Source organism: Pseudomonas sp. UBA5666, assembly GCF_002420785.1.
Lineage (GTDB): Bacteria > Pseudomonadota > Gammaproteobacteria > Pseudomonadales > Pseudomonadaceae > Aquipseudomonas > Aquipseudomonas fulva.
Genome location: NZ_DIIQ01000002.1, coordinates 309,576 through 323,306 on the forward strand (window position 1 = coordinate 309,576; position 13,731 = coordinate 323,306).

Consider the following 13,731-nt stretch of genomic DNA (forward strand, 5'->3'; position numbering starts at 1 on the left):
AGCGCTCTGCGTGCGCCTGCAACCGAGCGCTTCTGACTGATGGGGTTTTCCAGATGAACGACATGGCCCCGGCGGGCCGCGCCCACTTGCCGCCTGGTATTTTTCGCGCTTACGACATCCGCGGCATCGTCGGCAAGACGCTGCACGCTGATACCGCCTACTGGATAGGCCGCGCCGTCGGCGCACAGAGCCTGGCCATGGGCGAACCCCAGGTCAGCGTGGGCCGCGATGGTCGCCTGTCCGGCCCGCTGCTCGTCGAGCCGCTGATCCGCGGCCTGGTCGAAGCAGGCTGCCATGTGAACGACCTTGGTCTGGTACCCACGCCGGCGCTGTACTACGCCACTCACGAACTGGGCGGCAAATCGGGCGTGATGCTCACCGGTAGTCACAACCCCCCGGACTACAACGGCTTCAAGATCGTCATTGCAGGCGACACCCTGGCCAACGAGCAGATCCAGGCGCTGCTCGGCCGCTTGCAGGCCAATGACCTGACCCTGGGCACAGGGCACGTGCAGCAGGTAGCGATTCTGGAGCGCTATTTCCAGCGGATCGTCAGTGACGTGAAGCTGGCCAGAAGGCTCAAGGTGGTCGTGGACTGTGGCAACGGCGTCGCTGGCGTGATCGCCCCGCAACTGATCGAAGCGTTGGGTTGCGAGGTGATTGCGCTGTTCAGCGAAGTGGATGGCAACTTCCCGAACCATCACCCCGACCCCAGCAAGGCGCAGAACCTTCAGGTGCTGATCGACACGGTCAAGCGCACGGGTGCGGACCTCGGCCTGGCATTCGACGGCGACGCGGATCGCGTCGGCGTGGTGACCGAGGCCGGCAGCATCATCTACGCCGACCGCTTGCTGATGCTGTTCGCCCAGGATGTCCTGGCTCGTAACCCAGGCGCCGAAATCATCTTCGACGTCAAGTGCACCCGACGCCTCATCCCCCTGATCGAACGATTGGGCGGTCGTACCCTGATGTGGAAGACCGGTCATTCGTTGATGAAGAAGAAGATGCATCAGACCGGCGCCTTGCTCGCAGGCGAGATGAGCGGTCATCTCTTCATCAAGGAACGTTGGTACGGTTTCGACGACGGCATCTACAGCGCTGCGCGCCTGTTGGAAATCCTCAGCAAGACCGAACAGAGTGCCGAAACCGTGTTCGCCGCTTTTCCTGATGATATTTCCACGCCGGAACTCAATATTGATGTGACCGATGAACGTAAATTCAGCATCATTGATGCACTGCAACGCGACGCCGATTGGGGTGACGCGCGCCTGACCACCATCGACGGTGTGCGAGTGGACTATGCACAGGGCTGGGGCCTGGTGCGTGCCTCCAACACCACACCGGTTCTGGTACTGCGCTTCGAGGCCGACAGCGACGCCGAGTTGCAGCGTATCAAGGATGTTTTCCGCACTCAGTTGCTGCGGGTAGAACCTGACCTGCAACTGCCGTTCTGACCGACTATCTGGCCTCACAGGAGCCCTGCATGACCCTCGATCGCGATGCCGCCACCCACGTAGCCGAAGTTCTGTCCGAAGCCTTGCCCTACATTCGCCGCTTCGTCGGCAAGACGCTGGTGATCAAGTACGGCGGCAACGCGATGGAAAGCGAGGAGCTCAAGACGGGCTTCGCCCGCGACATCGTGCTGATGAAGGCCGTGGGCATCAACCCGGTGGTCGTGCACGGGGGTGGCCCGCAGATCGGTGATCTGCTCAAGCGGCTTTCCATCGAAAGCCATTTCATCGACGGCATGCGCGTGACCGATTCGGCGACCATGGACGTTGTGGAAATGGTACTGGGCGGCCAGGTCAACAAGGACATCGTCAACCTTATCAACCGGCACGGTGGCAGCGCCATCGGCCTGACTGGCAAGGACGCGGAACTGATCCGTGCACGCAAGCTCACCGTCAGCCGCCAGACGCCGGAAATGACCACCGCCGAGATCATCGACATCGGCCATGTGGGTGAAGTGGTGAGCGTGAACACCGACCTGCTGAACATGCTGGTCAAGGGTGATTTCATCCCGGTGATCGCCCCCATCGGCGTCGGCATCAATGGCGAGTCCTACAACATCAATGCCGACCTGGTAGCAGGCAAGGTGGCCGAAGCGCTGCAGGCCGAGAAGCTGATGCTGCTGACCAACATCGCCGGGCTGATGGACAAGCAGGGCCAGGTCTTGACCGGTCTGACCACAGAGCAGGTCAACGAACTGATCGCCGACGGCACCATCTACGGTGGCATGCTTCCGAAGATCAAATGCGCCCTGGATGCGGTGCAAGGCGGCGTGAACAGCTCGCACATCATCGATGGCCGCGTGCCGAACGCGGTGCTGCTGGAAATCTTCACCGACAGCGGCGTGGGCACCTTGATCACCAACCACAAGTCGCTTTCCTGACCTGCCAGGCCTGTCGCCGCCAAGCCGGCGACAGGCCAGAACTGGCGACACAAAAAAGGCGACCTCAAACCGAGGTCGCCTTTTTCGCTTTCAGACCCTGGGTCAGATCCCGTACTGCGCCCGGTAGGCCTCGACCGCCGGCAGGTGCTGCTTGAGTTGCGGGTCGTCAGCCAGGAACTCCAGCACCTGGGTCAGCGAGACGATGCTGACCACCGGTATGCCGAAGTCGCGCTCCACTTCCTGGATGGCCGACAGCTCGCCATTGCCACGCTCCTCGCGGTTCAACGCGATCAGCACGCCAGCGGCGTTGGCCTGCTGCGCCTTGATGATCTGCATGACTTCGCGAATGGCGGTACCGGCAGTGATCACGTCGTCGATGATCAGCACATCGCCTGCCAGAGGCGCACCGACCAGGCTGCCGCCCTCGCCGTGATCCTTGGCTTCCTTGCGGTTGAAGCACCAGGGCACATCTTGCCCATGCTGGTCAGCCAGCGCGACGGCAGTGGTCGCGGCCAGGGGAATACCCTTGTAGGCCGGGCCGAACAGCACGTCGAACGAGATCTTGCTGTCGACGATGGCGGCGGCGTAGCAACGCCCCAGCTCGGCCAGTGCCGAACCTGTGTTGAACAGGCCAGCGTTGAAGAAGTACGGGCTGGTACGCCCGGACTTGAGAGTGAACTCACCGAAACGCAGGACCCCGCGATCGATGGCAAAACGGATGAAGTCGCGCTGATACGGCTGCATGGAAAGTCCCGGACACCACGGATTTAGCTAAATGGGTTGAGCTCGGGTATCATACACGCACGAGATTTATGGGGCCATTTATGCGGATCATCAGTGTGAACGTTAATGGCATTCAGGCTGCGGCCGAGCGTGGTTTGCTCAGCTGGCTACAGGCCCAGAATGCCGACGTCATCTGCCTTCAGGATACCCGCGCCTCGGCCTTTGAACTCGATGACCCAGCTTTCCAGCTCGATGGCTATTTCCTTTATGCCTGCGACGCGGAGGTGCCTGCCCAAGGTGGTGTGGCCCTTTATTCGCGCATGCAGCCCAAGGCAGTCATCACCGGCCTGGGCTTCGAGACAGCCGACCGTTACGGGCGTTACCTGCAAGCAGATTTCGACAAAGTCAGTATTGCCAGCCTGCTCCTGCCTTCGGGCATGAACGGGGATGAAGACTTGAACCAGAAATTCAAGTTGATGGACGACTTCGCCAAGTACCTGGACAAGCAGCGTCGCAAGCGCCGTGAGTACATCTACTGTGGGTCGTTCTATGTTGCCCAGCAGAAGCTCGACATCAAGAACTGGCGTGACAGCCAGCAGTCGCCGGGTTTCCTGCCGCCAGAGCGTGCCTGGATGGATGCCATCACCGGCGAGATGGGTTACGTGGATGCCCTGCGCGAAGTCAGCCGTGAGGGTGACCAGTACAGCTGGTGGCCGGACAACGAGCAGGCCGAAATGCTGAACCTGGGCTACCGGTTCGACTACCAGATCCTCACCCCAGGCCTGCGCCGCTTCGTGCGCAACGCGCGCTTACCACGTCAGCCGCGCTTCTCCCAGCATGCGCCATTGATCGTCGACTACGACTGGACGCTGACTATCTGAACAACCAGTGGGGCTGCCTTGCAGCCCCACTTGGCTATTTGATCGGCCGCCAGATCATCGGGTAGCGGTAAGGCTTGCCTTCGTTGGCGCGTACCGCAGCGATGACGATCAGAATCATCACCGCCACTGACAGCACGGCAAACAGCACCAGCCCGATCACCACGAATATCAGCAGCAGGCAGATGAACCCTGCCACGGTCACGCTGATCTGGAAATTCAGCGCTTCCTTGCCTTGCGCATCGATGAACGGGTCCTGCTCGCGCTTGAGGTGCCACAGCACCAACGGCCCCAGCAGGTGCCCGAGCGGGATCACCAGGCCAAGGAGCGCGGAAAGGTGACAGAGCATCGCCCACTGCCTGACCTCGGCACTGGGCGGGATGATCGAAAGATTCGGATCGGTCATGCCTGCACCCTCCTGATCAGGTTCAGTCTGCCAGCGCGGCTTGCTGCAGCTGGAAGATCTCATCCATGCCCTTCTGCGCCAGGGCGAGCATGGCGTTGAAGTCTTCTGGCTGGAACGGCGCACCTTCTGCCGTACCCTGCACCTCGATGAAACCGCCAGCGCTGGTCATGACCACGTTCAGGTCGGTTTCGGCTGCCGAGTCCTCCAGGTAGTCCAGGTCGAGCACCGCTTCACCCTGATACATGCCCACCGACACGGCGGCGATCATGTGCTTGAGCGGGTTGCCCGCCTTCAGGCCACCACGCTTCTTGATCACGGCCAGGGCATCGCAGACGGCAACCATGGCACCGGTGATGGAGGCTGTACGGGTGCCGCCATCGGCCTGGATGACATCGCAATCAATGTACAGCGTAATGTCACCGAGCTTGCTCATGTCCAGCGCTGCGCGCAGTGAGCGGCCGATCAGGCGCTGGATCTCCAGCGTGCGACCGCCTTGCTTGCCACGGCTGGCTTCGCGTTGGTTACGTTCGCCCGTCGAGCGCGGCAGCATGCCGTATTCGGCGGTCAACCAACCTTGGCCCTGGCCTTTGAGAAAGCGCGGCACGCCGTTTTCCACGCTGACCGTGCAGATGACTTTCGTGTCACCGAACTCGACCAGTACCGACCCTTCGGCGTGCTTGGTGTAGTTGCGGGTGATGCGGATCGAGCGGAGCTGATCGGCGGCGCGACCACTTGGACGTTTCATCTGGGATACCTGTACTGGGACATTGAATCTGGCAGGCATTATAGAGCCCGTAGCCTAGTGAGGACACGCCTATCGTCGCTGACGGTCGTGCGCGCCTGCATTTGCGACGGTCCTGTCCGTCGCTCAGGCGCACTGGCGCATTGGGTCGCAAGGCCCCAGTGCGCTACAATCCTGCGCCTCGCAGCCAGCAGGCTGCCATGTCCAATCTTTATGCGAGGTACCCCCATGGTGCACAGCATGACCGCGTTTGCGCGGGTCGAGCGCGCCGGCAGCCAAGGCACCCTGGTCTGGGAGCTGCGCTCGGTCAACCATCGTTACCTGGAACCGCACCTGCGTCTGCCCGACGCCCTGCGTGACCTTGAAGGTGGCGTGCGCGAAGGCCTGCGCCAAGGCCTTTCCCGAGGCAAGGTGGAATGCACCCTGCGCCTGAACGAGGACAGCAGCGGCAAGCCGTTGCAGGTCGACCGCGAGCGCGCTGCGCAGCTAGTGGCCGCCGCCGAGCAAGTGGCAGCGCTGATCCAGCAGCCGGCGCCGCTCAACCCGTTGGAAGTGCTGTCCTGGCCGGGCGTACTGGTCGCTGACGCCAGCGACCCACAGGCACTCAATGCCCAAGCCATGGCGCTGTTCAACGACGCGCTTGCCGAACTCAAGGCCGGGCGTCAGCGCGAAGGCCAGGAATTGGCCCGTCTGATCAACGAGCGCCTGGACAGCATGGCCGAAGAGGTCACGACGCTGCGAGCGCTGGTGCCACAGATGCTGGCCGCGCAACGCCAGAAGATCCTGGATCGCTTCAACGACCTTCAGGCCGAAATCGACCCGCAGCGCCTGGAGCAGGAAATGGTCCTGCTGGCCCAGAAGAGCGACGTGGCCGAGGAGCTTGATCGCCTCGACACCCATGTCGCCGAAGTACGGCGCGTACTCAAGGGTGCAGGTGCCGCCGGGCGCCGCCTGGATTTCCTGATGCAAGAGCTCAATCGCGAAGCCAACACGCTCGGTTCCAAAGCCTTCGATCCCCGCAGCACGCAGGCGGCGGTCAACCTGAAGGTCCTGATCGAACAGATGCGTGAACAAGTACAGAACATCGAGTAAGGCCACACCGACCATGAACCACACCAGCGGCACCCTCTATATCGTTTCCGCTCCGTCCGGCGCCGGCAAGACCAGCCTGGTCAACGCCCTGACCCAGGACGACAAGCAGATTCGTGTTTCCGTCTCGCACACCACCCGGGCCATGCGTCCTGGCGAGCAGCATGGTGTGAACTACCACTTCGTCGAGCATGACGCGTTCAGGGCACTGATCGAACAGGGCGATTTTCTGGAGCATGCCGAGGTGTTCGGCAACTTCTATGGCACCTCTCGCAGTGCATTGCAGCAGACGCTGGACCAAGGCTTCGACCTGATCCTGGAAATCGACTGGCAAGGCGCGCAGCAGGTACGCAAGCTGATGCCACAGGCGTTGTCGGTCTTCATCCTGCCGCCAAGCCAGGCCGCATTGCGCGAGCGCCTCGATGGCCGCGGCCAGGACAGCGACGCGATCATCGCCGGGCGCATGAAAGAGGCCGTCAGCGAGATGGTGCATTACGACGAGTACGACTACGTGATCATCAACGATGTTTTCGATACGGCACTGGCGGACTTGAAAGCCGTGTTCCGCGCCAATCGCCTGCTCCTGAAGAAGCAGCAACACCGCCATGGGGCGCTGCTCGAGCAGTTGATCGGCTGACGCGCGCGGGCCTTCCGGAAGGCCCTCGCGCAATCTTCTGCACGTCGCAGGTAGTGGCCCTGGTCAGTCCTGCAACGGCAAGGTAGCGTGCTGACGCAGCGTGGCTCCCAGGAAGTAGGCGGGGGCTCGCAGCCGGGACATCAGCATCAGCACGATCCCCAGGACGGAAATAATCCCCGCGATCACGAAGACCAGCCCGACCCCGCCGACGTGCGAGCCACTGCCGAAGTCCGGCGAGGCGCTGTCGATGGCTGTGCGCACGAAGATCACCGACAGGATGACACCGCCCACCAAAGGGCATAGCCCGCGCATGAGCAAATGCCGAAGGCTGCCGAACAGACTGCTGCGGAAATACCAGACGCAGGCGAACGCCGTGAGTGAGTAATAGAAGCAGATCATCATGCCCAGGGCGGTGATGGTGTCGGCCAGTACGTTTTCGCTGAGCGTGCGCATGGTGACGTAGAACAGCCCGGCGGCCACCCCGGCGCATACCGTGGCGTAACGCGGCGTCTGCGAGCGCGGGCAGACCTTGGCAAACTTCTGCGGTACCGCCCCGTAATAGCCCATGGCAAGCAAGGTGCGCGCAGGCGAAACGAAGGTCGATTGCAGGGAAGCAGCGGTGCTGGCCAGTACCGCGATGGACATCAGGATCGCCAGCGGCCCCATGACCGGGCCGGCCAGATGGGCGAACACGTTTTCCTGGATGCGCGGGTTGTTCAGGCCCAGCCCCGACTCGCTGATGCCGGCGAACTGCAACGTGGCAATGGCCGTCAGCAAGTACAGCCCCAGAATCAACAACACGGTCCAGGTGGCCGCCTTGCCCGGAACCTCTTCGCTGCCTACCGATTCTTCACTGACGGTCAGGCATACGTCCCAGCCCCAGAAAATGAAGATCGACAACGACAGCCCGGCGGCGAACGCCGAGAAGGATTCGACCCCGAACGGGTTGAACCAGGCGAAATCGAATGCCAGGGGCGGTGGCGCCGTCGTTTCGCCGAATGCTGCGAAGGCGAAACCAACCAGTACCAGCAGTTGCAACGCCACCAGACCGTACTGCACGGTCATGGTCGTGGTCATGCCCCGGCAACAGATCCACACGGCCAAGGCGATGAACACGCAACAGGTCACGATATTGATCAGCAAGTTGTCGGCAAGCGCCGCCAGTCCAGGGTTGCCTGTGATCTGGCCGAGGAACAGGTAGAAAAAGTCCACTGCCACACCGGCCAGGTTCGACAGCACGATGGTGGTCGCCACCACCAGCCCCCAACCGCCGATCCATCCAATCATCGGGCCGAAGGCTCGCGCCGACCAGGTGAACGACGTACCGCTGTCCGGCTCGGCCGAATTCAGCTCGCGATAGCCCAGGGCGACCAGCAGCATGGGCAGGAACCCGACGATGAACACCGCCGGCAGGTGAGCGCCGACCTCGCGCACGGTCGGGCCCAAGGCGCCGGTAAGGGTGTAGACCGGGGCGATGGTGGAGATGCCCAGCACCACGCTGGCCAACAGCCCTAACCGGCCTTTGGCCAGGCCCTTGCCACCCTGTTGGATGCTTTCGCCAGCCGCCACATTGGGTGGGCGGCCGGCTTCTGTGTAATCGCTCATGAATATCAGCCGTAGTGTTGGAATTGTTTTTAACAAGCCTCTCGCCAAGGCCTGCCCACTCAAAGCCCGCTGCAATACCTTCCCTTGGCTTCATGCAGGCGCCTTGGCGCTACACGGTGTGCAGGTACCAGTTGTATTCGAGGTCGGAAATCGACACCTCGAATTCGGCCAGCTCGCTGTCCTTGCAGGCCACGAAGATGTCGATGTAATGCGCACTGATGTACCGCTTGAGCACTTCGCTGTCTTCCAGCGCGCGCAACGCGTCGCGCAGGTTGTTCGCAAGGCTCTGTTCCAGTTGCTCGAAGGCATTGCCTTCAATGGGCGCCTGCGGCTCGATCTGATGGGTCAGGCCATGGTGAACGCCAGCAAGAATCACCGCAAGCGTCAGGTAAGGGTTGGCGTCTGCACCTGCCACGCGATGTTCCAGGCGGGCGCTGTGGCTGTTTTCTGTGGGCACACGCAGGGCCACGGTACGGTTATCCAAGCCCCAGCCTGGGGCGTTTGGCACATTGAACTGGGCGCCGAACCTGCGATACGAATTGATGTTCGGGCACAGGAAGGCCATCGACGCGGGAAGTGTCTCCAGTACACCGCCGATGGCATGGCGCAGCGCTTCGCACCTGAGCGGGTCGTCGCTTGCAAAGAGGTTCTTGCCGCTGTGTTTTTCTACAAGCGACAGGTGAACATGCAGAGCATTGCCCGCCTGATCGGGATAGGGCTTGGCCATGAATGTCGTGTCCATTTCATGGTCGTAGGCAACGTTCTTGATCAGGCGCTTGAGCAGGATCGCTTGATCACAGGCTTTCAGAGGGTCGGCCACGTGATGCAGATTGACCTTGAACTGCGCAGGCGCGCTTTCCTTGACGATGGCATCGACAGGCAAGCCTTGGGCCTTTGCCGCTTGGAGGATGTCCTGCAAACAGTCGGCGTACTCGTCCAGGTCGTCGATGAAGTAGGCCTGGGTCGAATGCGCACGCTTTCCGGACAACGGCGAGCGCGGCGGCTGCGGTCGCCCATTGAGGTTGTCCTGATCGATCAGGTAAAACTCGAGCGCCAATGCAACGCGCAGGGTCAGGCCAAGCGCTTCGAACCGGCCCACGACCTGACGCAAGACTTCGCGCGGATCGGCGAAGAACGGCTGGCCGTCCAGTTCGTGCATGGTCATGAGCAACTGGGCGGTGGGGCGCTTCTGCCAAGGTTCATGCGCAAGCGTACCGGCAATGGGGTGGCAGATGCGATCGGCATCGCCCATGTCCAGGCCCAGTCCAGTGCTTTCCACGGTAGCGCCGTTGATGTCGAGCGCAAACAGCGATGCTGGCAGATTGATACCTCGCTCATACACCTTGTGCAAGCTCGCCCGCTCGATGCGCTTGCCACGCACGACTCCATTCATATCGGCAATCAGCAAGTCGACGTATTGGGTGTCGGGGTGTGCCTGCAGGAAGTCATTCATCTCGCGTGAGAAGCGGGCGCACGGGGCTAGCGACGTCATGGCTGTACATCCTTTGCTTGGCTGCGGCGATGTGGAGAGACGGCTGGCGCCTGGTAGGCGACGATGGTTGCAGCTGTTGTTGTTTTCACTTTCCCATCGTGGGGATCGGTAACCGCAGCGGGCGCATTGATTCCCGGGGGTCGTTTCACTATAAAATGGCCCTGACGCAACAGACATTGGCAATTCGGCAACGAGAGCGTGCACCGATGCAATATCAAATTACCCATGCCGACCTTTCGCTGGTCCTGGCGTTGGAACGCGGGCGCTCTCTGGCCAAGGCGGCCGAGTTGCTCAAGGTGGACGTGTCGACCGTTTTCCGGTCGATACGTCGCCTGGAATCAGCGCTGGGCACGGCCCTGTTCGTCAAGAGCCGCAAAGGCTACTTGCCCACCGACACTGCACAGGCCCTGGCCGAGCAGGCCGAGCGCGCAGAACAGGCACTCGAGGCGGCGCGCATTGCCATGACCAGCGGTGAACAGGTCGTCAGTGGTACCGTGCGGCTGACCTGCACGGAGGCCGTCATGCACAGCCTGCTGCTGCCTGCACTGGCCGACTTCATGCAGAATTACCCCGCGCTGTCGCTGGAGATGGGCACCTCCAATGTGTTCGCCAACCTCAGCCGGCGAGACGCAGACATCGCCCTGCGCCTGACCAACACGCCGCCCGAGCACCTGGTGGGGCGCAACCTGGGTTCGACTTCCTATGTGATATGCGGCCAACCCCATTGGCGCGACCGCCTCGGTGAAAGCGCCAGCGCGGTGCCATGGATCGCGCCGGATGACGCCATGCAGGACCATCCGACGGTGGTCTGGCGCAACCAGCAACACCCTGGCCTGAGCCCGCGCTACCAGTGCAGCGGTATGTCCACCATTGCCCAACTGGTCACCGCTGGCCTGGGCGTGGCAGCGCTGCCGGACTACATGGTGCATAGCCTGCCAGGGGTCGATGCACTCAGCGGGCCGTTGCCGGGTTGCGACACCCAGTTGTGGCTCTTGACCCGACCGGACTGCCGCGCGCTGCGCTCGGTGCAGACCCTCTTCGAGGAGCTCACCCCACGGTTGCGTGACGCAATGCTCTGAGGTTATTGTCAGGGCCATTGCAAGGCGTCTATGGCGGTCCTTGCACTGCGTTCCAGCGGTATGATCAGGCCTGGCAAACGCGGACATGCATCGAAGTACCTGAATGATTCGCACCGCACCGCACGGCGACGCTCGACAAAACAGCGCTTCCCTATTGGCTGGTGAATTTTTATACTATCGAGTCCGCCTGCCCACTAATGGGCTGCACGCCTACCGCATTTGCTACTGAGGAAGACCATGGCCCGCGTAACTGTTGAAGACTGCCTGGAACACGTGGATAACCGTTTTGAGCTGGTCATGCTCTCGACCAAGCGCGCTCGCCAGCTGGCGACCGGCGGTAAAGAGCCACGCGTTGCATGGGAAAACGACAAGCCTACCGTCGTCGCCCTGCGCGAAATCGCCGAAGGCATCGTGACCAACGAATTCATCGCCGCTGAAGAAATTGTCACCGAGGATCCGGTCTTTGCCGCGTTCGAGGACGAGTCGAACGAGGCTGTCTGATTGATGCCCGGTCGACGTCGCGAGGCGCAAGGCCCCCTATCTCGGCAGGAGGCTAAGCCATGCCGGGTATAGAGGCCTTGGCCGAACGGCTGTCGACTTACCTAGGCCCCGAACAGGTCAACCTGGTACGGCGCGCCTACTTCTACGCCGAACAGGCGCACGATGGGCAACGTCGTCGCAGCGGTGAGCCCTACGTGACGCACCCGCTGGCCGTGGCCAGCATCCTTGCCGACATGCACATGGACCATCAAAGCCTGATGGCGGCCATGCTCCATGACGTGATCGAAGACACTGGTATTGCCAAGGAAGCCCTCAGCCAGCAATTTGGCGAGACGGTTGCCGAGCTGGTGGACGGGGTCAGCAAGCTGACCCAGATGAACTTCGAAACCAAGGCCGAGGCGCAAGCCGAGAACTTCCAGAAGATGGCCATGGCCATGGCACGCGACATTCGCGTGATCCTGGTCAAGCTGGCCGACCGCCTGCACAACATGCGCACCCTGGAAGTGCTGTCCGGCGAGAAACGGCGCCGGATCGCCAAGGAAACCCTCGAGATCTACGCCCCCATCGCCAACCGCCTGGGGATGCACACGGTACGCGTCGAGTTCGAAGACCTTGGCTTCAAGGCCATGCACCCGATGCGCTCGTCGCTGATCCATCGCGCCGTCAAGAGTGCACGGGGCAACCGCAAGGAAATCGTCGCCAAGATCGAGCAGTCGCTGGCCAACTGCCTGGCTGCCGACGGTATCGAAGGCGAGATCAGTGGTCGACAAAAACACCTCTATGGCATCTACAAGAAGATGCGCGGCAAGCGTCGCGCCTTCAACGAGATCATGGACGTGTATGCCTTCCGCATCATCGTCGACAAGGTCGATACCTGCTACCGCGTCCTCGGTGCCGTGCACAACCTGTACAAGCCGCTGCCAGGGCGGTTCAAGGACTACATCGCCATTCCCAAGGCCAACGGCTACCAGTCGTTGCACACCACCTTGTTCGGCATGCACGGCGTGCCCATCGAAATCCAGATCCGTACGCGCGAAATGGAAGAGATGGCCAACAACGGTATCGCTGCGCACTGGCTGTACAAGGCCAATGGGGATGAGCAGCCCAAGGGCAACCATGCCCGTGCCAGGCAGTGGGTCAAAGGCATTCTTGAATTGCAGCAGCGTGCAGGCAACTCGCTGGAGTTCATCGAGAGCGTCAAGATCGACCTGTTCCCGGACGAGGTTTACGTTTTCACGCCCAAAGGCCGCATCATGGAGCTGCCCAAGGGCTCCACTGCCGTGGACTTCGCCTACGCGGTGCACACCGACGTCGGCAACAGCTGCATCGCTTGCCGTATCAACCGGCGCCTGGCACCGCTCTCCGAGCCGTTGCAGAGTGGCTCGACGGTAGAGATCGTCAGCGCACCAGGGGCCCGACCCAATCCGGCCTGGCTCAATTTCGTGGTCACCGGCAAAGCGCGCACACATATTCGCCATGCGCTCAAGCAGCAGCGCCGCTCCGAATCCATCAGTCTGGGCGAGCGGCTGCTCAACAAGGTGCTGACCGGTTTCGACAGCGCGCTGGAACAGATTCCGCGCGAGCGCGTGCAGGCCATCCTCAGCGAATACCGCCTGGAGTTGATCGAAGACCTGCTCGAAGACATCGGGCTGGGCAACCGCATGGCCTACGTGGTCGCTCGCCGCCTGCTGTCTGCAGAAGGCGAGCAACTGCCGGCCCCTGAAGGCCCGCTGGCGATTCGCGGCACCGAAGGCCTGGTGCTCAGCTATGCCAAGTGTTGTACGCCGATTCCGGGCGACCCGATCGTGGGCCACCTTTCGGCGGGCAAGGGTATGGTCGTGCACCTTGAGAACTGCCGAAACATCAGTGAAATTCGTCACAATCCCGAGAAATGCGTCCAGCTTTCCTGGGCCAAGGACATCACTGGCGAATTCAACGTCGAATTGCGCGTAGAGCTGGAGCACCAGCGCGGCCTGATCGCCTTGCTGGCCAGCAGCGTCAACGCGGCCGATGGCAACATCGAGAAGATCAGCATGGACGAACGCGACGGCCGTATCAGCGTGGTCCAACTGGTGGTCAGCGTGCACGACCGCGTGCACCTGGCGCGTGTGATCAAGAAGCTGCGTACCCTGACTGGTGTAGTTCGCATCACCCGCATGCGTACGTAGTCCGCCAACCGCAAGGAGT

General features: G+C 61.8%; 13 protein-coding genes. 8 read left to right on the forward strand and 5 right to left on the reverse strand.

Annotated elements, in window-relative coordinates:
• Positions 1-62 precede the first annotated feature (62 nt).
• Complete coding sequence (locus B2Y33_RS01655) at positions 63-1,454, forward strand: phosphomannomutase/phosphoglucomutase (RefSeq protein WP_097223507.1); 1,392 nt, start codon at positions 63-65, stop codon at positions 1,452-1,454.
• Between the two features lie 29 nt (positions 1,455-1,483).
• Positions 1,484-2,392, forward strand: a complete 909-nt coding sequence (argB, locus tag B2Y33_RS01660; RefSeq protein WP_023532327.1) for an acetylglutamate kinase — start codon at positions 1,484-1,486, stop codon at positions 2,390-2,392.
• Between the two features lie 102 nt (positions 2,393-2,494).
• Here the strand turns inward: argB and pyrE are convergent, their stop codons facing one another.
• Positions 2,495-3,136: an orotate phosphoribosyltransferase gene (gene pyrE / locus B2Y33_RS01665; RefSeq protein ID WP_027913370.1), complete on the reverse strand. Its 642-nt coding sequence runs from the start codon at positions 3,134-3,136 to the stop codon at positions 2,495-2,497.
• Between the two features lie 80 nt (positions 3,137-3,216).
• On the opposite strand from pyrE, the gene B2Y33_RS01670 reads away from it, so the two are divergent.
• Positions 3,217-3,996, forward strand: coding sequence for an exodeoxyribonuclease III (locus B2Y33_RS01670; RefSeq protein WP_023532406.1), 780 nt, complete (start codon positions 3,217-3,219; stop codon positions 3,994-3,996).
• Between the two features lie 34 nt (positions 3,997-4,030).
• Here B2Y33_RS01670 and B2Y33_RS01675 read toward each other — a convergent pair whose 3' ends face one another.
• Positions 4,031-4,399 (reverse strand): DUF4870 domain-containing protein, encoded by a 369-nt coding sequence (locus tag B2Y33_RS01675; protein WP_023532399.1) that lies wholly within the window; start codon positions 4,397-4,399, stop codon positions 4,031-4,033.
• 22 nt (positions 4,400-4,421) lie between these two features.
• Entirely contained in the window at positions 4,422-5,144 is a 723-nt protein-coding gene (gene rph, locus B2Y33_RS01680) for a ribonuclease PH (protein WP_023532860.1), read from the reverse strand.
• 225 nt (positions 5,145-5,369) lie between these two features.
• Here rph and B2Y33_RS01685 point away from each other — a divergent pair, with 225 nt between their 5' ends.
• Positions 5,370-6,233 carry a YicC/YloC family endoribonuclease gene (locus tag B2Y33_RS01685; protein WP_027913369.1) on the forward strand — a complete coding sequence of 288 codons (864 nt, stop codon included), beginning with the start codon at positions 5,370-5,372 and terminating at the stop codon, positions 6,231-6,233.
• Between the two features lie 13 nt (positions 6,234-6,246).
• Positions 6,247-6,867, forward strand: coding sequence for a guanylate kinase (gene gmk, locus B2Y33_RS01690; RefSeq protein ID WP_027913368.1), 621 nt, complete (start codon positions 6,247-6,249; stop codon positions 6,865-6,867).
• 63 nt (positions 6,868-6,930) lie between these two features.
• On the opposite strand, the gene B2Y33_RS01695 is transcribed toward gmk, so the two are convergent.
• Together B2Y33_RS01695 and B2Y33_RS01700 are read right to left on the reverse strand one after the other, a co-directional pair.
• Positions 6,931-8,472 carry an APC family permease gene (locus B2Y33_RS01695; RefSeq protein ID WP_110606342.1) on the reverse strand — a complete coding sequence of 514 codons (1,542 nt, stop codon included), beginning with the start codon at positions 8,470-8,472 and terminating at the stop codon, positions 6,931-6,933.
• A 109-nt stretch (positions 8,473-8,581) separates the two neighbouring features.
• Entirely contained in the window at positions 8,582-9,964 is a 1,383-nt protein-coding gene (locus B2Y33_RS01700; protein ID WP_104926647.1) for a glutamine synthetase family protein, read from the reverse strand.
• 206 nt (positions 9,965-10,170) lie between these two features.
• On the opposite strand from B2Y33_RS01700, the gene B2Y33_RS01705 reads away from it, so the two are divergent.
• The 3 genes from B2Y33_RS01705 (at position 10,171) to spoT (ending at position 13,712) form a co-directional block, all read left to right on the forward strand.
• Positions 10,171-11,043, forward strand: coding sequence for a LysR family transcriptional regulator (locus B2Y33_RS01705; RefSeq protein WP_027913365.1), 873 nt, complete (start codon positions 10,171-10,173; stop codon positions 11,041-11,043).
• Positions 11,044-11,280: 237 nt separating this feature from the next.
• Positions 11,281-11,544, forward strand: a complete 264-nt coding sequence (rpoZ, locus tag B2Y33_RS01710) for a DNA-directed RNA polymerase subunit omega (protein WP_012312123.1) — start codon at positions 11,281-11,283, stop codon at positions 11,542-11,544.
• A 59-nt stretch (positions 11,545-11,603) separates the two neighbouring features.
• Positions 11,604-13,712, forward strand: coding sequence for a bifunctional GTP diphosphokinase/guanosine-3',5'-bis pyrophosphate 3'-pyrophosphohydrolase (gene spoT, locus B2Y33_RS01715; RefSeq protein WP_027913364.1), 2,109 nt, complete (start codon positions 11,604-11,606; stop codon positions 13,710-13,712).
• Positions 13,713-13,731: the final 19 nt, after the last annotated feature.